At 63.7% G+C, this 21,036-nt stretch carries 17 protein-coding genes; 11 read left to right on the top strand and 6 right to left on the bottom strand.

All coding sequences use genetic code 11. The features are described from left to right. Positions 1 to 165: 165 nt before the first annotated feature. Complete coding sequence (locus AB3G88_RS09945; RefSeq protein ID WP_099585060.1) at positions 166 to 777, bottom strand: TetR/AcrR family transcriptional regulator; 612 nt, start codon at positions 775 to 777, stop codon at positions 166 to 168. Positions 778 to 852: 75 nt separating this feature from the next. Further along, positions 853 to 2,601, bottom strand: coding sequence for a sigma 54-interacting transcriptional regulator (locus tag AB3G88_RS09950; protein ID WP_480453851.1), 1,749 nt, complete (start codon positions 2,599 to 2,601; stop codon positions 853 to 855). Between the two features lie 269 nt (positions 2,602 to 2,870). Between AB3G88_RS09950 and AB3G88_RS09955 the strand changes: the two genes are divergently transcribed. From AB3G88_RS09955 to AB3G88_RS09965, 3 genes are all read left to right on the top strand, one after another. After that, entirely contained in the window at positions 2,871 to 4,346 is a 1,476-nt protein-coding gene (locus tag AB3G88_RS09955; protein WP_480453854.1) for a benzaldehyde dehydrogenase, read from the top strand. Between the two features lie 49 nt (positions 4,347 to 4,395). Next, entirely contained in the window at positions 4,396 to 5,163 is a 768-nt protein-coding gene (locus AB3G88_RS09960; RefSeq protein ID WP_480453855.1) for a coniferyl-alcohol dehydrogenase, read from the top strand. An 81-nt stretch (positions 5,164 to 5,244) separates the two neighbouring features. After that, positions 5,245 to 6,192: a SphA family protein gene (locus AB3G88_RS09965; RefSeq protein ID WP_480453856.1), complete on the top strand. Its 948-nt coding sequence runs from the start codon at positions 5,245 to 5,247 to the stop codon at positions 6,190 to 6,192. Here AB3G88_RS09965 and mhpT read toward each other — a convergent pair. Next, positions 6,170 to 7,387 carry a 3-(3-hydroxy-phenyl)propionate transporter MhpT gene (gene mhpT / locus AB3G88_RS09970; protein WP_480453857.1) on the bottom strand — a complete coding sequence of 406 codons (1,218 nt, stop codon included), beginning with the start codon at positions 7,385 to 7,387 and terminating at the stop codon, positions 6,170 to 6,172. The two genes, AB3G88_RS09965 and mhpT, sit on opposite strands and share 23 nt — an antisense overlap. 308 nt (positions 7,388 to 7,695) lie before the next feature. Between mhpT and AB3G88_RS09975 the strand changes: the two genes are divergently transcribed. Continuing rightward, the gene (locus tag AB3G88_RS09975) at positions 7,696 to 9,012 is read left to right on the top strand and encodes an OprD family porin (RefSeq protein ID WP_158878141.1); all 1,317 of its coding nucleotides are present in this window, start codon (positions 7,696 to 7,698) and stop codon (positions 9,010 to 9,012) included. Between the two features lie 9 nt (positions 9,013 to 9,021). On the opposite strand, the gene AB3G88_RS09980 is transcribed toward AB3G88_RS09975, so the two are convergent. Then, positions 9,022 to 9,510 carry a MarR family winged helix-turn-helix transcriptional regulator gene (locus tag AB3G88_RS09980; protein WP_099585053.1) on the bottom strand — a complete coding sequence of 163 codons (489 nt, stop codon included), beginning with the start codon at positions 9,508 to 9,510 and terminating at the stop codon, positions 9,022 to 9,024. 189 nt (positions 9,511 to 9,699) lie between these two features. On the opposite strand from AB3G88_RS09980, the gene AB3G88_RS09985 reads away from it, so the two are divergent. The 6 genes from AB3G88_RS09985 to AB3G88_RS10010 all read left to right on the top strand — a co-directional run bounded on the left by AB3G88_RS09985 (position 9,700) and on the right by AB3G88_RS10010 (position 17,733). Next, positions 9,700 to 10,530, top strand: a complete 831-nt coding sequence (locus AB3G88_RS09985) for a p-hydroxycinnamoyl CoA hydratase/lyase (protein WP_010567568.1) — start codon at positions 9,700 to 9,702, stop codon at positions 10,528 to 10,530. Positions 10,531 to 10,606: 76 nt separating this feature from the next. After that, positions 10,607 to 12,055 (top strand): aldehyde dehydrogenase, encoded by a 1,449-nt coding sequence (locus AB3G88_RS09990; protein WP_480453860.1) that lies wholly within the window; start codon positions 10,607 to 10,609, stop codon positions 12,053 to 12,055. A gap of 64 nt (positions 12,056 to 12,119) precedes the next feature. Continuing rightward, positions 12,120 to 13,994 (top strand): feruloyl-CoA synthase, encoded by a 1,875-nt coding sequence (locus AB3G88_RS09995; RefSeq protein WP_480453862.1) that lies wholly within the window; start codon positions 12,120 to 12,122, stop codon positions 13,992 to 13,994. Beyond that, positions 13,991 to 15,232, top strand: coding sequence for a thiolase family protein (locus tag AB3G88_RS10000; RefSeq protein ID WP_099585051.1), 1,242 nt, complete (start codon positions 13,991 to 13,993; stop codon positions 15,230 to 15,232). Before AB3G88_RS09995 ends, AB3G88_RS10000 begins: the two co-directional genes overlap by 4 nt. A 31-nt stretch (positions 15,233 to 15,263) precedes the next feature. Continuing rightward, positions 15,264 to 16,964: an acyl-CoA dehydrogenase gene (locus tag AB3G88_RS10005; protein WP_191959937.1), complete on the top strand. Its 1,701-nt coding sequence runs from the start codon at positions 15,264 to 15,266 to the stop codon at positions 16,962 to 16,964. A 55-nt stretch (positions 16,965 to 17,019) separates the two neighbouring features. Then, entirely contained in the window at positions 17,020 to 17,733 is a 714-nt protein-coding gene (locus AB3G88_RS10010) for a GntR family transcriptional regulator (RefSeq protein ID WP_112194593.1), read from the top strand. A gap of 6 nt (positions 17,734 to 17,739) precedes the next feature. On the opposite strand, the gene AB3G88_RS10015 is transcribed toward AB3G88_RS10010, so the two are convergent. Then, on the bottom strand, positions 17,740 to 18,690 hold the full coding sequence (locus AB3G88_RS10015; RefSeq protein ID WP_191959936.1) for a PDR/VanB family oxidoreductase: 951 nt from the start codon (positions 18,688 to 18,690) through the stop codon (positions 17,740 to 17,742). After that, positions 18,687 to 19,727 carry a Rieske 2Fe-2S domain-containing protein gene (locus AB3G88_RS10020; protein ID WP_112194595.1) on the bottom strand — a complete coding sequence of 347 codons (1,041 nt, stop codon included), beginning with the start codon at positions 19,725 to 19,727 and terminating at the stop codon, positions 18,687 to 18,689. Before AB3G88_RS10020 ends, AB3G88_RS10015 begins: the two co-directional genes overlap by 4 nt. Positions 19,728 to 19,993: 266 nt before the next feature. Between AB3G88_RS10020 and AB3G88_RS10025 the strand changes: the two genes are divergently transcribed. After that, entirely contained in the window at positions 19,994 to 20,986 is a 993-nt protein-coding gene (locus AB3G88_RS10025; protein WP_112194597.1) for a helix-turn-helix domain-containing protein, read from the top strand. The last annotated feature ends 50 nt before the right edge of the window (positions 20,987 to 21,036 follow it).

Here is a 21,036-nt window from a genome sequence, read left to right on the forward strand (position 1 = left end):
CCGATGACCGAACTTGAGCACGCCATCGAGTAGAAGCCGCTTTCAACGTCCAGCCAAGTGGCGTAACCACCGGCGTAGCGGTCGAGCGCAAGCGAGGCTGCGTCGGCGACACAGCCGATCCCAGGGTGTCAGTCAATCCGCCATGCTGCCAGGTCGGCCATGGATTCAAGCCTGCATGCCATAGAACAACAGCTCAGTAATACGCCTGACCTGCAGCGAGTGCGCGTCGATGTCCGGTTGCTCCTGATTCACCAGCCTGAACAGCTGCAAATGTGAATAGTCGTTCAACAGGAACGCCGCCAGTTCCACATCGAGTTGCGGGCGCAGCTTGCCGGCCAGTTGCAGTTCGCGCAGCAGTTGGCTGATCTCGGCCCTGAGCGCATCGTTCATGGCGCGGTAGCCGGCGGGTAATGCGTTGGTGCCGCCGAACAGGATCAGCGGCAGCAATTCCCGCCAGAGGCTGGGGTGCATGACTTCCAGGGCGTAGCCCGTCAGCAGCCGTTCCAGGTGGCACAGCGCATCGACCGGATCCTCGAAGTCATGGATCAGGCTGCGAGTGTCGGTGATTGCGCGCTGGTCGGCGTGGTGCAGGATTTCCAGGATGATCTCCTGCTTATTGCCGAAATACTTGAACACCGTGGGCGCCGACACGCCAGCCTGGCTGGCGATCTGCTCGATGGTGGTGTTCTGGAAGCCCTGGCGCTCAAACAGTTCGATGGCCGCCTGGCTGATGGCTTGCCGGCGCTCGGCTTTCTGACGTTCACGCAGTCCGGTCACGGGTGCTCCTGGTCACGATTCAAAGGGGGCTCTATATGCCTGCAAAATACTTAATTGGGTAAAGCTTTTAAAGCACTAATTGCCGTTCAAGAGGGTTTGCCGCTGATGCTTCTTCAACCGATAGGCAAATTGAGCGCGGCTAAGCCCCACAAGCCTCGCCGCCGCCGCCAGGTTGCCGGCGTTCTGTTGCAGCGCTTCGGTGATCAGGCGTGATTCAAGGCCTTCGATGGAAAACCCCTGGTCCAACTGACCGAGAGTGTCCAGCAGTGCAGGGCGCTGCGAGGGCACGGTGTTGGACAGGCTGCCATGGTCGTCCAGGCCGTAAGGGTCCGCCGGCATCGGCTCATTGCGAAACAGGTGTACCAGATCAATGGCCTGGCCTTCGTCGCTGGCGATCAGGCCGCGCTCGATCAGGTTTTGCAGCTCGCGCACATTGCCCGCGAAGTCGTAGCGCAGCAGCACTTTCAGGGCGCGCATGGTCAGGCCCACGGGCGTGCGGGCGTATTCCTGGCAGAAGCGGGTGAGGAATGCGTTGATCAACAGCGGGATATCATCGCGGCGTTCACGCAAGGGCGGCAGGGCGATGGGGTAGACATTCAGCCGATAGAACAGATCTTCGCGAAACGTGCCTTCAGCCACCGCTTTGCGCAGGTCGATATTGGTGGCCGCTACCACTCGCACATCCACCTTGATGCCGTGCACGCCGCCGACCCGTTCGATCTCGCGCTCCTGTAACGCCCGCAGCAGTTTGCTTTGCCCGGCCAGGCTGAGACAGGTGATTTCATCCAGAAACAGCGTGCCACCCTGCGCCCGTTCAAAACGCCCTGGGCGAGAGTGGGTGGCACCGGTGTACGCACCGCGTTCCACGCCGAAGAGTTCAGCTTCGATCAGGTTGTCCGGGATGGCCGCGCAATTGAGCGCCACGAACGGGCCATCGTGGCGACGGCTGAGCTGGTGCAACTGGCGTGCGAACATTTCCTTGCCCACGCCGGACTCACCGCTGATCAGCACGGTGGCGGGCGTCAGCGCAACGCGTTGCAGGGCCTGCATCGCAGCGTTGAACGCCGCGCTGGCGCCCACCATGGGTTGAGACGGGCTGGAGTCGGCAACGCGGTCGACCGGGCTGTGGCGTGCGGGGGCGGCGGCGGTGATGGCTGAGGACACGTTGAGGTAACGCAGGTCCTGCTCGACGTCACCCCATTGTTCGGCTGTCTTGCCCACCACCCGGCAACTGCTGTGGCCCATGCCTCGGCATTCCACTTCACGAAAAATCACCAGTTGCCCGAACAGGCCACTGACAAAACCGATGGCATAGCCGGTTTCTGTCCAGCACACCGGGTCCTGCCCGATGCCGTACGCGCCCACGTGCTCATCGGCCTCGCAGGAGTGGTGCCAGAGAAACTCGCCTTCATAAAAGCCCGAGTCGGCGTCGAACTTGAAGTGCAGCGGCTCGACCTTGGTCATGCCCTCCAAGGTATGCAGATGCGTGCCGGCGCGGAACACGGCCGCCGCATCGGCGTGTGGCCAGCGCTCGCGGATCAGCCTGGCGTCCCGCGCACCGGAGGCGTAGCCGGTACGGGTGAACAGGCCACGCGCCTGCTCCAGGCCCAGGCGCTCGATGACTTCCCTGCGCAGGGCGCCGAACGAGGAACTGTGCAGCAGCAGCATGCGTTGGTCGTTGAGCCAGATCCGCCCGTCTTCGGGAGAGAAGAACAGGCAGTCGGTCAGTTCCGCAGGCGTCGGCGAGCTGCTGTCGCTGAGTTGGCGGCTGTCGCCCCGTGGATGGTAGGGCGCATCGGCTGGCGTGCTGTGGGGATTAGTCATTGTTATGCCCCTGCAAAGCGATTGAACGAAATGAGTAACTGCTCAGATAGTTACTAAACATAACCTTATCAATTGAACAAGTGCCAGCACCCCGGTTTTTGCCGCCAACCGGCGGCTGGTGAATGAGCTTTGTGCGAAAAGCCCCGGCCCAGAGCCCTCCACGGTTTATATCAGCGCCGCCGTGCACAAGCGGCACAGCCTTTGCTCAAGCCCAGATGCGGCGTTTGCACTCGTGCAGGCGATGACAATTACAAGAACCGGGAGTTGCCATGTCAGTGTCTGAAACCACCCACCTGTTACAGCGGGCCCTTGCGTCCGAATGCCTGTTCAACGGCGATTGGATCCCCGCTTCGGGCGCCGTGATCCCTGTGATCGAACCCGCCACCGGCGAACCGCTGATGCGCTGCGCCATGGCCAGCCCGGCCGATGTTGCCGTGGCCAGTCGCAGCGCGGCCTTGGCCCAGCCAGCCTGGGCCGCCCTCGGTCCGCGGGAGCGCGCCGAGGTGTTTCGCAAGGCGGCGGACGTGGCGCAGCAGTCCTTCGCCGAGCTGGCGCTGTACGTTGCGCGGGAAACCGGGGGCGCGTTGTTCAAGGGCGAACACGAAGTGCGCGAGGCGATCGTGTTGCTGCATCAGGCGGCGGGCCTGTTGTCCCAACCTCACGGGCTGGTGCTGCCCAGCGAGGCGGGGCGCTTGTCCTATGCGCGGCGTCAGCCCCACGGCGTAGTCGGGGTGATTTCGCCGTTCAACTTCCCGCTGATCCTGTCGTTGCGCTCGGTGGCGCCGGCCCTGGCGGCAGGCAATGCGGTGGTGCTCAAGCCCGACCCGCAGACGCCGGTCAGCGGTGGTTTTCTCATCGCCCGACTCTTCGAGGAAGCGGGCTTGCCCAAGGGCCTGCTGCACGTATTGCCCGGCGACGCGCTGGCCGGTGAGGCGCTGTGCCGCGACCCCAATGTACGCATGATCGCCTTCACCGGCTCTACGGCGGCAGGGCGCAAAGTGGCCGAGACAGCCGGGCGGCACCTGAAAAAAGTCGCGCTGGAACTGGGCGGCAAGAACCCGTTGATCATTCTCGAAGACGCCGACCTCGACCTGGCCGCCAGCAATACCGCGTGGGGCGCGTGGCTGCATCAGGGGCAGATCTGCATGGCCACCGGGTTGATTCTGGTCCATGAGTCCATCGCCGCCAGCCTGACCCGCAAGCTGGTGGACAAGGCCCGGGCACTCACCGTGGGCAACGCCGCCCGGGGCGAGGCCGCACTCGGCCCATTGATCAACCAGCGCCAACTGCAGCGCGTGCACGAGATTGTCAGCGACAGCCTGCAGGCAGGCGCACGGCTTGAGGCCGGTGGCGAATATGACCGGCTGTTCTACCAGCCCACGGTGCTCAGTGGCGTACGGCCGGGCATGCGCGCCTTTGAGGACGAAGTGTTCGGGCCGGTGGCCACGGTGGTCAGTTTTGCCACGGACGAGGAGGCCATCGAACTGGCCAACCGCACGGAGTACGGCCTCTCGGCCGCGATCATTTCGCCCTCGGTAGGGCGTGCCATGGCCATGGGCGAACGGCTGGATTGCGGCCTGCTGCACATCAATGACCAGACCGTGGCCGACGAATGCGTCAACCCCTTCGGTGGGCGCGGCGCCTCGGGCAATGGCGGCAGCGTGGGCGGGCCGGCTGACTGGGATGAATACACCCAGTGGCAATGGGTCACCGTTAAAAACTCGCCGCCCCGCTATCCCTTCTGAGCCTCGGCTCACACCTGCCTAGACAACAAAACAATAAGAGGGCTTGAACATGAACCTGTACCGCAAAACCCTGATCGTGACCGGCGTGGCCTCGGGCATTGGTGCGGAAGTCGCGCGCTTGGCGCGCTTCCAGGGCGCCACCGTGATCGGCGTCGATCGCCATGAACCACAGTTGACGCTCGATGGCTTTTTCCATGCTGATCTGAGCGATCCCACCAGCATCGATGCACTGGTGGCGCGTCTGCCGCAGCGGGTCGATGCGCTGTGCAATATTGCTGGCGTGCCTGGCACGGCGCCGGTGCAAACGGTGGCCGAGGTCAATTACCTGGGCTTGCGCCATCTGACTCAAGCGCTGCTGCCACACATGCCGAAGGGCGGCAGCATCGTCAATGTGGCCTCGGTGCTCGGCGCGCAATGGCCGCAGCGGTTGGCGTTGCACAAAGCGCTGGCGGCGACCGAAAGCTTCAGCGCCGGGCAGCAATGGCTGGCGGCCAATCCGGTCGAACAGGCCACTTGTTATCAATACTTCAAGGAGGCGCTGATTGTCTGGAGCCTGCGGCAATCCCAGGGTTGGTTTCGCGACCATTCGGTGCGCATCAACTGCGTTGCGCCGGGGCCGGTGTTCACGCCGATCCTCGGCGATTTCGTCAGCATGCTCGGGCCGGAGCGGGTGGCCCAGGACAGCCAGCGCATGACCCGTCCGGCCCTGGCCGATGAGGTGGCGTCGGTGATCACGTTCCTGTGTTCGGACGCGGCGCGCTGGGTCAATGGGGTCAACCTGCCGGTGGACGGCGGGTTGGCGGCCACCTACGTGTAGGGCGCGCTTCAGCGCCATGCCCCGGTGCGGAGCCACCGTGCCGGGGGTCTTGAACAACAACAAAAATACAGGACATCCAGGATGCTCAAGCCTATCTTGCGGCCGGTTGCGGCCATCACGTTTATTGCACTGTCATCCGCTGCACACGCTTACGACCTGCCCGGACTCAACCTGGGCAGCACCAGTTTCTACGATGGCTCGCCAGCGCCTGCCGGGCCCGGTTGGTACCTGGAGGAATACCTGACGTATTCGCGCGCCAGCCGCTTCAATGATGCCAACGGCAACAAGCTGGCCTTGCCCAGGCAGGACGTGGAAGTGGTGGCGCCTACCACGCAGATCATCTACGTCGGCCAACCCCTGGCCAATGGTGCGATGCCCGGATTCACCGTGATCAACACATCCCTGGCCCACGTGGATGTGGACGATGGTTTGAATAACGCGGCGCTGAGTTCCCGGGCAGGCTTTGGCGACGTGGTCGTCGGTCCCTTTCTGCAATTGCCGTCCCTGAGCCGCGCCGATGGCAGCCCGCTGCTGACCCAGCGGGTCGAAGTCGATGTGGCGATTCCGGTCGGTGCCTATGATCGCAAGCGCTCGATCAACCCCGGCAGCAACTTCTGGTCCTTCAACCCGTACTACGCGGCGACGTACTGGTTCAACCCGAAGTGGTCGACGAGCGGGCGGTTCATGTACCTGTGGAATGGCAAGAATGACCAACCGTCGGCCAGCTTTGGCGATGTTTCCGACACCCAGGCCGGGCAGGCTCTGCATGCCAACCTGACGCTGCAGTACGCAATCGACCAGCAATTGAGCGTGGGCTTGAATGGCTATTGGTTGAAGCAGATCACCGACACCCAGGTGGACGGGCATGGGGTGAGCGGGCGGCGGGAAAAGGTCTGGGCCATCGGCCCAGGCCTGGTGTACGCATTCAACAAGGAGAATGTCCTGTCGGTGAATGCGTACTTTGAGCAGGAAGCGGTGAACCGCACTCAGGGCAACAAGCTGGTGCTTAACTGGTTGCACCAGTTCTAGGCAGGTTTCGGGGCGCCGCACGCACCATCACGCTGATGATGGTCAGTGCGGCGATCACCACGCCGGGGGAGGTCGCCAGCAGCACGCCGGCGGTGCCGGCACCTGCCGCAAGCAGTTGCCCGGCCGCCAGCGGCCCGGCCACCGAGCCCAGTCGGCCGATGGCTACGGCCGCACCCACGCCGGTGGCACGCACCGCCGTGGGGTAGGCGGGCGGGGCGCTGGCGTACAGCACCAATTGCGCCGCCATCACAAACAATCCGGCGGCGAAGCCAGCGATGGCCATCGGCACGATGCCCACCGACAAACCGACCCCGGCCAGCGCCGCGAGCAACCCGGCGTACACGAACAGCACCACTTTGAGCGCATTGCAACGGTCCAGCAGCACACCGCCCAGCAGTGAACCGAGGGCGCCGCCAATGTTGAAGAGCATCTGCACCATGCCCGCCTGGGGTTTGCTGAAACCCTGCTCCAGCAACAACGAAGGCAGCCAGTTAAGCAGCATGTACATCACGGTCAGGGTAAAGAAATAACTGAGCCATAACGCCAACGTGGTACGGGCGCGACCCTCGCCGAACAGCGCCTGGCCCGTGGAAGCGCGGGCGCCTTGGGTGTGGTCGACCTGTTGGCGAAAGGCGGTGGATTCGGGCAGCAGCAGGATCATCAGCGGCACGGCCAGCAAAGGCGCAAGGCCGCCGATGATGAACGTGGTCTGCCAGTGCTCGCTGGAAAACATCGCCACCACGGCGGCCAATGCGCCACCCAGCGGCACGCCGCAGTACATGACACTGATCGCGGTGCCGCGATTGCGCTCGCTCACCGCTTCGGCACACAGCGCAATCAGGTTGGGCAGCGCCGCGCCCAAGCCCAGGCCGGTCAGGAAGCGCACCAGCAACAGGCTTGAGTAGCTCTGCACAAATGCCGTGCTCAAGGAGAACAGCCCGAACAGCAGCACCGCGATCACCAGGATCTTCTTGCGGCCGATGCGGTCGGCGATCCACCCGCCAAAAAATGCCCCCGGCAGCAGGCCAATGATCCCGACGCTGAACACCCAGCCGAGCATTTTCGGATCCAGGGCAAAGCTGTGGCGCAGCCCGGCAGCGGTGGTGCCGGCCGCCTGCAGATCGAACCCCTCGATCAGCGCAACGATAAAACACAAAGCGATCGTCAGCGTCGAACGACGCGATGGACTGTTCATGGGCAAACCTCATTGTTGTTTTTTTTGTGGTGGCGAGCCTGACCGGCTGCTGGCAATTAAGATAACAAATATAACTATAAAAAGAACGGCGCCGAACCCCTGCGCGAAATCATGGAGCAAGCCGTCTAACTCAGCGGTTTGGGATGAGTGCGAGTATGCAATAGGAAAATAGGTAGGTTTATTAACGTTCGATTATCGGTCAGTGGCGGTTGACGAAGCGCTGCGGCTGTTTCCATTCTCTGTCCGCCAAGCCCTTTGGGCCAAGTGTGTACCACCCCAAAAACAACAACAAAAAATGGACATCGAACATGCCAAACCTCCCCACGGACGCCGTCGCGGCGCCCTGCTGTGTGTCGAATCGCACTCCACGCCTGATCAGTGCACTGCTGATGCTCGGTGTGCTGCCCACTCCGCTGTGGGCGGCGGGGTTCATCGACGACAGCCATGGCACCCTGACGCTGCGCAACTACTACCTGGACCGTGACTACAAGGACGACGGCGCCAAGACCGCCGCGCGGGAATGGGCCCAGGCGTTCATCCTCAACCTGGAGTCCGGGTACACGCCTGGCACCGTGGGGTTTGGCCTGGATGTGCGCGGGCTGATGGGGGTCAAGCTCGACTCGTCGCCAGACCGCAGCGGCACCGAGCTGTTGCCGGTGTCGGCCGGCGACAAGCGCGCCGCCGACGAATACTCGCGCCTGGCGCCCACGGCCAAATTGCGGTTTGCCCAAACCACCGTGAAGGCCGGCGACGTGTCGATCTTCCTGCCATTCGCCTTCGCCAGCCCGTCGCGCCTGCTGCCCCAGACCTTTCGTGGCGCCACGTTGAGCTCCAAGGACATCGACGGGCTGACCCTCAATACCGGCTATATCGACCGCATCAACAAGCGCGACTCCACCGATTACCAGGCCATGACCATCGCCTCGCCCAATCGGCGGTTCAACGCGACAGCGACCACCTCACACCTGGCTTACGTGGGCGGTGACTATCAGGTCAATAAAGACCTCAGCCTGCGCGCCTATCACGCCGAAGTGGCGGACCTCTACCAACAGGACACCCTGGCGTTGCTGCACAACCTGCCGCTGGGCGAGGGCGTCTTCAGCAGTGACCTGCGCAGTTTTTTCAGTCGCGAGGACGGCAGCGCCAAGGCGGGCAATGTAGATAACCGCAACCTCTCGGCACTGTTCGGCTACCGCTTCGGTGGGCATCGCGTCAGCCTGGGCTACATGCATTCCAGCGGGGACACGGCCACACCGTACATCTCCGGCACCGAGCTGATGGGCATGAGCGAACTGACCATGAGTTCGGATTTTCTCAACGCCAAGGAGCGCACCTGGCAGGCCATCTACGACTATGACTTTGTGGCCTCGGGGGTGCCGGGGCTGAAGGGGCGCCTGCGTTATGTGCGCGGCGATAACATCGAGCTGGCGGCGTTCAATGCCGAGGACCGCAAGGAGCGCGAGTTCCAGATGGAGTTGGGCTACGTGATCCAGAGTGGCCCGCTGAAGAACGTCGGGCTGATGGCGCGCAAGTCGATCTATCGCAACGACTTCCCTGGCGGCGCGGCGTTTCGCGATGAGAACCAGACCCGCTTCCTGGTGCTCTACACCGTGGCGCTGTGGTAGGTCGCGGGATCAGTCCTGATAGACCTTCTTGAGCAAGCGCAGCAGCTCTGCACGTTCCTCGACGTCCAGGGCTGCGGTGGCGTCGAGGTCGCTCTGCGCGGCGATGTCCTTGAGGGACTTGAGCAGGGCTTCGCCCGGTTTGCTCAGGAAGATTCCATAAGAGCGCTTGTCCGGCTTGCAGCGCACGCGCACGGCGAGGGCACGGCTTTCGAGCTTGTTCAGCAATGGCACCACCTGGGGCGGTTCGATGGCCAGGGCGCGGGCGAGGTCGGCCTGCATCAGGCCGGGGTTCTGCTCGATGATCGCCAGGGCCGAGAACTGCGCGGGGCGCAGGTCGTGGTCGGACAGTCGGCCTATCAGGTTCTGGAACAGCTTGAGCTGGGCGCGGCGCATGGCATAACCGATCAGATCGTCCAGGGCCGAATCCAGCGGCGGCTGTACCTCGTCATTGTCGGGCAGGGCCTGGCTGGTGGCGGCGATGTTGGAAGGCTTGGCCATTGGCAGTGCAATCCTCAGAGAGTAGCGGTTAAGAAGGCTATCTAGTTTGCCGGGGTTGGCGCGTTGTGGCTATGCCGGTTTTTTCACTGCCGTTAAATATTGGTTACGCTGATTAATAGTTAATTGACATAACTATATTTGCGGTTTAATTTCGAATCATCTTCAAACCCAGAACAAGAGCACACCGCCATGAGCAATTACGAAGGCCGTTGGACCACCGTCAAGGTTGAGATCGAGGAAGGCATCGCCTGGGTCATTCTCAATCGCCCGGAAAAACGCAACGCCATGAGCCCGACCCTCAACCGGGAAATGATCGACGTGCTGGAAACCCTGGAACAGGATCCCGCCGCCGGTGTGCTGGTGCTGACCGGCGCCGGTGAAGCCTGGACGGCTGGCATGGACCTCAAGGAATATTTCCGCGAAGTGGACGCCGGCCCGGAGATCCTCCAGGAAAAAATCCGCCGCGAAGCCTCGCAATGGCAATGGAAACTGCTGCGCATGTACGCCAAGCCGACCATCGCCATGGTCAATGGCTGGTGCTTCGGCGGCGGCTTCAGCCCGCTGGTGGCGTGCGACCTGGCGATCTGCGCCGACGAAGCCACCTTCGGCCTCTCGGAAATCAACTGGGGCATTCCGCCGGGTAACCTGGTGAGCAAGGCCATGGCCGACACCGTGGGCCATCGCCAGTCGCTTTACTACATCATGACCGGCAAGACCTTCGGCGGGCAGAAAGCCGCTGAAATGGGCCTGGTCAACGAAAGCGTACCCCTGGCGCAACTGCGTGAAGTCACCATTGAGCTGGCGCGCAACCTGCTGGAGAAAAACCCGGTGGTGTTGCGGGCCGCCAAGCATGGCTTCAAGCGCTGCCGCGAACTGACCTGGGAGCAGAACGAGGATTACCTGTACGCCAAGCTCGACCAATCGCGCTTGCTCGACACCGAAGGCGGTCGCGAACAGGGCATGAAGCAATTCCTCGACGACAAGAGCATCAAGCCTGGCCTGCAGGCGTATAAACGCTGAAGGACGCGGCCTGCGGGCCGCACCGTTTTACCCTGCTTGAACGTATTCCCGATAAAGACAATAAAGAGGAATCACCATGCTGGACGTGCCCCTGTTGATTGGCGGCCAGTCGTGCCCCGCACGCGACGGCCGAACCTTCGAGCGTCGCAACCCGGTGACCGGTGAAGTGGTCTCGCGGGTCGCCGCCGCTACCCTGGAAGATGCCGACGCCGCCGTGGCCGCTGCCCAGGCCGCGTTCCCCGCCTGGGCAGCGCTGGCGCCCAACGAACGCCGCACTCGGCTGCTCAAGGCAGCCGAGCAGTTACAGGCGCGCAGCGACGAATTTATCGCGGCCGCCGGCGAGACCGGCGCCATGGCCAACTGGTATGGCTTTAACGTGCGCCTGGCGGCCAACATTCTGCGCGAAGCGGCGTCGATGACCACCCAGATCACCGGCGATGTCATCCCTTCCGATGTGCCCGGCAGCTTCGCCATGGCCCTGCGTCAGCCCTGCGGCGTGGTGCTGGGCATTGCGCCGTGGAATGCCCCGGTGATCCTCGCCACCCGCGCCATTGCCATGCCGCTCGCCTGCGGCAATACCGTGGTGCTCAAGGCCTCGGAGCTGAGCCCGGCAGTGCACCGCCTGATCGGCCAGGTCTTGCAGGACGCCGGCCTGGGCGATGGCGTGGTCAACGTCATCAGCAACGCCCCGGCGGATGCGGCGGCGATTGTCGAACGGCTGATCGCGAACCCGTCGGTGCGGCGGGTCAATTTCACCGGCTCGACCCATGTCGGGCGGATCGTCGGCGAACTCTCGGCGCGCCATCTCAAGCCGGCGTTGCTGGAGCTGGGCGGCAAGGCGCCGTTGCTGGTGCTGGATGACGCCGACCTCGACGCCGCCGTCGCGGCTGCCGCCTTTGGCGCCTACTTCAACCAAGGACAGATCTGCATGTCCACCGAGCGCCTGATTGTCGATGCCAAGGTTGCCGACGCTTTTGTCGCCAAGCTGGCGGCCAAGGTGGCGACCCTTCGCGCCGGTGATCCGGCGGCGACGGATTCGGTGCTGGGTTCCCTGGTCGATGCCAGCGCCGGTACACGCATCAAAGCGCTGATCGACGATGCGCTGGGCAAGGGCGCACGGCTAGTGGCGGGCGGTCAATTGGACGGCAGCATCCTGCAACCGACGCTGATCGATGGCGTCACCGAAGACATGCGTTTGTACCGCGAAGAGTCCTTCGGCCCGGTGGCGGTGCTGCTGCGCGGTGACGGCGACGAAGCGTTGCTGCGCCTGGCCAACGACTCGGAGTTCGGCCTGTCGGCGGCGATTTTCAGCCGTGACACCGGCCGCGCCCTGGCCCTGGCACAGCGGGTGGAATCGGGCATTTGCCATATCAACGGCCCGACCGTGCATGACGAAGCGCAGATGCCCTTCGGCGGGGTCAAGTCCAGCGGCTATGGCAGTTTTGGCGGCAAGGCGTCCATCGAGCACTTCACACAGTTGCGCTGGGTGACCTTGCAGAACGGGCCACGGCACTACCCGATCTGAGCCGGCACCGCGACATAACAATAAAACAAGGCGGCGTTGATCCGCCTTGATGGAGGACACCCTTGTGAGTTCCGAATTCAGACCGCAACCCCCGTCCGCGCCGCGCTACCGCGAAGTGTCCATCGGCCACGCAGCGGTGCAGGTCACTGAAGAGCAGGGCGTGTTGCATATGCGTTCCCTGGAGCCGTTGGCCGAGTTGCCCACGCGCTTGCTCGACCGCCTGGTGCAGTGGGCCCGAGTGCGGCCCGAGCAGACGTTTATCGCCGCACGCCAGGCCGGTGGCGAGTGGCGCCACGTCAGCTACCGCGAGATGCTCGACAGCGTGCGCTCCATTGCCCAGGGTTTGCTGAGTTACGGGTTGTCGGCGGACAAGCCGCTGGCCTTGTTGTCGGGTAACGACATCGAGCATTTGCAGATGGCGCTGGGCGCGATGTACGCCGGTATTCCGTATTGCCCGGTATCGCCGGCGTATTCGCTGCTGTCCCAGGATTTCGCCAAGCTGCGGCATGTGTGTGGCCTGCTGCAACCGGGGCTGGTGTTTGTCAGTGATGCGGCTGCCTACCAGCGCGCCATCGAGGCGGTATTGCCGGCCGAGACGCCGTTGATCTCGGTGCGCGGTGAGGTGCCCGGGCGCACTCGGGTCAGCTTCGACAGCTTGCTGAACACACCGGCTGGCGCCGAGGCGCAAGCGGCGTTTGACGCTACCGGGCCGGACAGCATCGCCAAGTTTCTCTTCACCTCGGGCTCGACCAAACTGCCCAAGGCGGTGATCACCACCCAGCGCATGCTCTGCGCCAACCAGCAAATGCTGTTGCAGACCTTTCCGGTGTTCGGCGAGGAACCGCCGGTGCTGGTGGACTGGCTGCCGTGGAATCACACGTTCGGCGGCAGCCACAACGTCGGCATCGTGCTCTACAACGGCGGCACGTTTTACCTCGACGACGGCAAGCCGACGGCCCAGGGGTTTGCCGAGACCTTGCGCAACCTCAAGGAAATTTCGCCCACCGCCTACCTGACCGTGCCCAAGGGTTGGGAAGAGCTGGTCAGCGCCCTGGAGCAGGACGCCGAGTTGCGCACACGGTTCTTTGCGCGGATGAAACTGTTCTTCTTCGCCGCAGCGGGCCTGTCCCAAAGTATCTGGGACCGCCTCGACCGGGTTTCCGAGCTGCACTGCGGTGAGCGCATCCGCATGATGGCCGGGCTCGGCATGACCGAAGCCGCGCCGTCCTGCACCTTCACCACCGGGCCGCTGTCCATGGCCGGCTACATCGGCTTGCCCGCGCCGGGCTGCGAGGTGGCTTTGGTGCCGCTGGACGGCAAGTTCGAAGGGCGCTTTCGCGGACCGCACATCATGCCGGGCTACTGGCGGGCGCCGGAGCAAACCGCCGAAGTGTTCGATGAGCAGGGTTTCTACTGTTCCGGTGATGCGATCAAGCTTGCCGATCCCCGTCAGCCGCAACTGGGGCTGATGTTCGACGGGCGCATTGCTGAAGACTTCAAGCTGTCGTCCGGGGTATTTGTCAGCGTCGGCCCGTTGCGCAATCGTGCGGTGCTCGAAGGCTCGCCCTATGTGCAGGACCTGGTGATTGCCGCGCCGGACCGCGAATGCCTGGGCGCGCTGGTGTTCCCCAGAGCTTACGAGTGCCGCCGTCTGGCGGGTTTGAACGCTGATGCCAGCGACGCTGAGGTGCTGGCCAGCGCGCCGGTGCGCCAATGGTTCGGCGACTGGTTGCAGCGCCTGAATCGCGAGGCCACCGGCAATGCCAGTCGCCTGGAATGGATCGCCGTGCTCGACGAGCCGGCGTCCATCGACCGGGGGGAAATCACCGACAAAGGTTCGATCAACCAGCGTGCCGTACTGCAATGGCGTGCGGCCAAGGTCGAGGCGCTGTATCGCGGTGAAGATCCAACGATCCTGCGCGCCGGACCCAAGCCTTGAGCGGGGCCGGGCAGTATTCGGCGTTTGCCGACGCGGCGATTTTCGAGGCAGTGCGCACGCCGTGGGTCGATCTCGGCGGCGCGCTGTCCCACGTGTCGCCCATCGACCTGGGGATCAAGGTCGGCCGTGAAGTGCTGGCCCGGGCCGGTATCGATCCGCAGGCGGTGGACAGCGTGTTGGCGGGTTCCATGGCCCAGGCCAGCTTCGATGCCTACTTGCTGCCACGGCACATCGGGTTGTACAGCGGTGTGGCGCAATCGGTCCCGGCGCTGGGGGTGCAGCGCATCTGCGCCACCGGTTTCGAGCTGCTGCGCCAGGCCGCTGAACAACTGCGCGACGAGGTGCAACTGGCCTTGTGCGTGGCGGCTGAATCGATGTCGCGCAATCCGATTGCGGCTTACACCCACCGGGGCGGGTTTCGCCTGGGGGGCGAGGTGCAATTCAAGGATTTTCTGTGGGAGGCACTCTACGACCCGGCCCCCGGCCTGGACATGATTGCCACCGCCGATAACCTCGCGCGCCGTTATGGCCTGAGCCGCGAGACGGTTGATCGGTACGCCTGTGACAGCCATCAGCGCGCATTGCAGGCGCAGCGTGAGGGGGCCTGGGCTGAAGAGATCGTCCCCGTCGATAACCAGGTGTTCGAGCTTGACGGTTACCAACCCCGGCGCCTCACCCTGGCCCATCGAGCCGCTGCGGTGACCGAGGACAGCCACCCACGGCCCACTGACCTTGACGCACTCGCACGTTTGCGCGCCGTGCATGCCGATGGCGTGCAGACCGCTGGCAACAGTTGTGCGGTGGTCGACGGCGCGGCGGCAGCGTTGGTGGGACGCGCCTCGGACTGCACGCGCCCGGCCCTGGCCCGGTTGGTGGCCAGCGCAGTGGTCGGCGTGGACCCGGCGTTCATGGGCATCGGCCCGGCCCCGGCGATCCGCCTGTTGCTGCACCGCAGCGGGTTGCGCCTGGACGAAATCGGCCGCGTCGAGATCAACGAAGCCCAGGCCGCCCAAGTGCTCGCGGTGGCCCAGGAGCTGGAGCTGGACAGCGCCCGACTCAACGTCCTGGGCGGCTCACTTGCGCTGGGGCATCCCTTGGCTGCCAGCGGTCTGCGTCTGGTCATGACGCTGGCCCGGCAACTGCGCCGGCACAACCTGCGCTACGGCATTGCCGCCGCGTGCGTAGGCGGCGGGCAGGGCATGGCGCTGCTGATCGAGAACCCCGCCTGGCGCGCTTGAACACACGACTTTAATTCGATGAGGTGTCCCGATGTGGAGCTATGAGGCGCCCCTGCGCGATATGCAGTTTGTCCTCGAACATTGGCTGCAGGCGCCCGCTGCGTGGGCAGCCCTGGACCTGCCCCTGGCGATGCAAGTGCTGGAGGAGGCCGCCCGCTTCAGCCAGGGCGTGCTGGCGCCGCTGAACAGCAGCGGTGATCGTCAGGGCTGCCGCTGGCACGCGGGCCAGGTCAGCACCCCGGACGGGTTTGCCGAGGCGTATCAGGCTTACGTCGACGGTGGCTGGCCAGGGCTGGCGTGCGCCGAGGCAGCAGGCGGGCAGGGCTTGCCGCAGCTGCTGGACGCGGCCTTGCAAGAAATGCTCTATGCCAGCAACCACGCCTGGGCCATGTACACCGGTATCGCCCACGGCGCCTACCTGTGCCTCAAGACCCACGCCGCACCCTGGTTGCAGGCGCGCTACTTGCCGCGGATTGTCAGCGGCCAGGCCTTGCCCACCATGTGCCTGACCGAGCCCCAGGCCGGCAGCGACGTCGGTTTGCTGCGTTGTCGCGCCGAACCCCAGGCGGATGGCAGTTACCGCCTGAATGGCAGCAAGCTGTTTATTTCTGGCGGCGAGCATGACTTCACGCCCGATATCCTGCACCTGGTGTTGGCGCGCTTGCCGGATGCGCCGCCGGGCAGTCGCGGGATATCACTGTTCCTGGTGCCCAAGCGGTTGGACGATGGCCAGGCCAATGGCGTGCGTTGCGACGGCCTTGAACACAAGATGGGCATCAAGGGCAGCGCCACTTGTTCCCTGGTGTTCGAGGGCGCGCAGGGCTGGCTGATCGGTGATGCCAACCGCGGCCTCGCGGCGATGTTTGTGATGATGAATTCGGCGCGCCTGCACGTGGGTCTGCAAGGCCTGGGACATGCCGAAGCGGCGTGGCAGAACGCCCGGCAGTACGCCACTGAGCGCGTGCAGATGCGCGCACCGTCCAGGCCAGAAGAAGTGGCAGCCCAGGCGGCCGACCCGATCCGTTATCACCCGGCCATGCGCCGCGTGTTGCTGGAGCTGCGCACCACCAGCGAGGGCATGCGCGCCATTGGCTATTGGGCGGCGCACCTGCTGGATCAGGCCGACCCATTGGCGCAGTTGCTGACCCCTGTCATCAAGGCGTTTTTCACCGAGCAGGGTTTTCGCCAGGCCAGCAATGCCTTGCAGGTTTTCGGCGGTTACGGCTACGTCGCCGAGTTCGGCATTGAGCAAACCCTGCGCGACAGCCGTATCGCGATGATCTACGAGGGCAGCAATGAGATCCAGGCCAATGACCTGTTGCTGCGCAAGGTGCTGGGGGATGAAGGTCGCTCGTTCGGCCTGCTGCTGGACGAGTTGCGGGCCGAGGCCGCGCTGGGCGGCGAGCATGTCGAATGCGCGGCGTTCTGCCTGGCACTGGGCAGCCTGAGCGACGCTTTGGATGCGGTGGTGAGTGCCATCCGTGAGCATGCTCAGGAAGACAGCGAATACCCTTATCGCGCCGCGCCGGACTTCCTCCAGTTGTGTGGCGTTGCGCTGCTGGCGTTTGCCTGGGCGCGGGCCGCACGGGTGTCCAGGGCATTGCCCGAAGGAGATCCGGTGCGCGGCGCCAAGCTGCAAAGCGCCGGGTTCTTTTTTGATTACCTGCCATCGCGGCTGGCTCAGCACCTGGGCGCGATCGACGGCGCGCGAGCCGCGCTGGCGTTCGTCTGACGGCGGCAGGCGCTTGCGGTACTATGGCGGCCCACGAGTTCTGGAAGTTGCCTGGATGAGCAAGCCCGGTCAATTGGTGCTGGTTGCACTGCGCAAGATGATCGCCAGCGGGGAGTTGGCGGCAGGCGAGCGCCTGATGGAGATCCCCACGGCGCAACGTTTCGATGTGTCGCGCATGCCGGTGCGCATGGCGTTCCGCACCCTTGAACAGGAAGGGCTGCTGGTGCCGTTTGGCGGGCGCGGGTATCAGGTGCGCTCGGTCAGCCCCAGCGACATCGCCGGCGCGGTTGAAGTGCGCGGCGTGCTCGAAGGCCTGGCTGCACGTCAAACCGCCGAGCTGGGATTATCCAGCGAGGCACGCGCCGCGCTGGAGCGCTGCCTGGTCGAGGGCGATCAACTGTTCGAAAAAGGCTATGTGACCGAGGACGATCTTGAGGTCTATCACGACCTGAACATGCGTTTTCACCAAGTCATTGTCGAAGGCAGCCACAACCCCGCCATTGCCGACGCCCTGGCGCGCAATGACCATCTGCCATTCGCCTCGGTGACCGCGCTGGCGGTGGACCGCGAAGACATGGTTCGCGAATACCGGCGCTTCAACTATGCCCATATGCAACACCATTCGGTCTTCGACGCGCTGGTCAACCGCCAGGGTGCGCGAGCCGAAGCCATCATGCGCGAACATGCCAACGCGACCCTGCGCTACGCCGAGATTTTCAGCTCAGCCACCGCCGACGCGCGCATGAAGGTGATCCTGCCCGCGTCGTGACGCGGTTCAGATATCCAGCACCAGCAACGGCGTTTTCGCCCGCGAGCAGCAGGGCGTGAACTGGTCATTCAGGGCTTGCTCCTGCTCGGTGAGAAACAGGTCGCGGTGCTCCGGTATGCCTTCCAGCACGCGGGTCAGGCAGGTGCCACAAATCCCTTGTTCGCAGGACACGGCAATCTCGATGCCGTGGCTTTCCAGGACCTGCACCACGCTTTTGTCGGCGGGTATCTCGAAGACCTGGCCACTGCTGGCGACCTTCACCGAAAAACACCCGTCAGCGCTGCTTTCCACTGGCGCCGCCGAGAAGTATTCACGGTGCAGGCAGTCTTCCTGCCAGCCCTGGGCGCGGGCACTGTCGAGGATATGCTGCATAAAGCCGCCGGGGCCGCAGACGTACAGGTGCACAGTGGCCTCGGGGGCCGCCAATACCTGGGCGGCATCGAGCGCCGTGTCAGGCTGCTCATCAAAATGCAGGAACACCCGCTCGGCAAACGGCGACGCCTTGAGGCGCTGGACAAACGCCGCACGCTCACTGGCGCGGGCGCAGTAATGCAGTTCGAAATCGGCGCCTGTATGGGCCAGCCGCTCGGCCATGCACAGGATCGGGGTGATGCCGATGCCACCGGCAAACAGCAGGCTGCGCCGGGCGTCGTGGGCCAGGGGGAACAGGTTGCGCGGTTCGCTGATGGTCAGGCGGCTGCCTTCGTGGATCTGTTGATGCAGGCTGAGTGAACCGCCCCGGGAAGCCGGATCGTTGAGCACGCCGATCAGGTAGCGATGACGTTCCTCAGGGTGATTGCACAGGGAATATTGGCGGATCAACCCATCCGGCAGGTGCACATCGATGTGCGCGCCGGCACTGAAAGGGGGCAGCGGCGCGCCGTCGACGCGGGCCAGCTCATAGCTGCAGATGTCCTGGGCTTCAGTGCGCCGGGACGTCACCACGACCTCGATCATGTTGGCTCTCCGGCGCGTTCGCGAGCGATCAGTCGCTCCAGGATCTTGCGCGACTGCACACCGCCGGCGTCGATATTCAGCTTGAGCAGGTTGCGCGTCGGGTGGGCCAGCAGGTTCTGTTGCTGGCGTTCGAGCATCTCCAGGTCTTCGCTGAAAATCTTGCCCTGGCCTTCGCGGATGCTCGCGGTCAGCGCCTCATCCTTGGGGTTGAAGTTGCGCGCCATGCCCCAGAAGTACCAGATCGAGGTGTCGGTTTGCGGGGTGATGAAGTCCACCACGATGCTCGCGGCCTTGTGCTCGGGCGCGGCGTCGTAGCCGCCCTTGCCGGCATGGGCCACGCCGACTTCGATCAGCACGTGGCTGGGTGGGGTAAAGCGGCAGATCTGCCAGCGGTCCACCGGCACATCATCGGCCAGGTTGTTGCCGCGCAGGGCCATGCGCCAGAACGGCGGGGCCATGATGTTTTCCATGTGCCGGGCGGTCACCACTTCGTCACCGTTCACCGTGGTCACGGGCGGCGCCTCGTCGATTTCCTTCTGGCCGATGCTGGAAGCATGCACGTAGGTTTCGTGGGTCAGGTCCATCAGGTTGTCGATCATCAAGCGGTAGTCACACTGGATATCAAACAAGCCGCCGCCGTAGGCCCACTGGTCACTCTCGGCCCATTCCAGATGATGGATCAGTGCGGGGTCGGCCTGGGCCTGATCGCCGGGCCAGACCCAGATGAACCCATAGCGTTCCACCACGGCAAAGGTCTTGTTGCAGGGAAAGCCACGCACCCGCTGGCCGGGCATGTCGACGGTCTTGCCGTCGCCGCCCATCACCAGCCCGTGGTAACCGCAGACCAGGTTGCCGTTTTCGACATAGCCCAGCGAAAGCGGCGCGCCACGGTGGGGGCAGAAGTCCTCGACCGCGACCACGGCGCCTTCCTGACCACGATAAAACACCATCTTTTCGCCACAGATCTGTCGACCCAGGGGTTTGTGCGCAATTTCATCGGGGGTGCAGGCGACATACCACGTGTTCTTGGGGTACATGGTGACTCTCCAGGCTGAGCGTTATTTTTATTTAATGGATCCATTAAATTGTTCGCTGGTTGAAGAGTCAAGGCGTATCCGCTGTTTTGTTGGGCGATTATCGGTCGTTTTCTTTATTTGTGGATCCAGTAATTCGCGTTCAACGTTCGAGGCGCCGCGAGCGCCGGCTATCCGTTTTCGGCACAAATACGCCGCACAGCTTGAACGCGGAATGGAACTTGCGTGATTCCCGACCGTAAACCGTGCAACCGAGAAAGGTGGGGTCAATGAATAATAAAAATGGGCAGATGCCTGTGCCCGTACCGGGTGTCGGATCGGCATTACCTCTCCAGCGTTTCCTGACCCGTGACATCGATGAACATGCGCGCAACCTGGGGGGTTGGCACGTCAGCTACGACCAAGTCTCGCCGGGAGCCTTTGAAGGCGAACTGATCGAGTTCCGCTCGGGCTGGATGCAACTGGTGCGCGACCGCTCTAATCAGGCCTTGATCAAGAGCGGTGCGGCCTGGAACGGTGCGATCACCTTCAGCATTCCCTTGAGTGCCCACGGCCCGGTGTATTGCTCGGGGCATCCGATTTATGAGTCCAGCCTGTTGGTTGCCCGTGGCGATAATCTTCCTGAACTGCACACGCCCCAGCACCTGGATCTGCTCAGCGTGGCGATTGAAGAGCAGGCGCTGGAGCATGTCTTGCAACGCCAGGGCAGCCATTTTCGAATTACCGATCTTCCCAAGTGTTACCGCTTGGGCCAGTCGTCTGTGCAAGGTGAACTCGCGGCGTGGTTCGACGACCTGTCGGGCAGTGACCAGCGGCGTGAGGCGTTGCTGGGTCACGACTCGATCCGCCGTGGCCTGCGCGATGCGGTCATGCTGCACTTGCTCGAATTGATTGCGCCGGACGAGGCGCCGACGCTCACCCCCACGGCCCGTAAACGGATGGTTGATCGCGCTCGCGAATATGCCCTGAGTCACCTCGACGAGCCGTTGTCGATCCTCGACCTGTGCAACCACATCGGTGCCAGCCGGCGCAAACTTCAATACTGTTTCCAGGAAACCCTGGGGATCAATCCGGTGGCGTATTTGCGTGCGCTGCGCCTCAATGCAGTGCGTCGCGAACTGCGAATGAGCACGCAATCCCAGGGCGTACAGGACGTGGCCGCACGCTGGGGTTTCTGGCATTTGAGCCGGTTCTCCGGTGATTACCGCGCCATGTTTGGCGAAAGCCCGTCACAGACCCTGCGTCGCACGCAACTCTGCTGAAAACGGATAACCCGCCCACTGCGCTGCTGCCTAGGATGACCCACACCACT

Source organism: Pseudomonas arvensis (assembly GCF_056688935.1).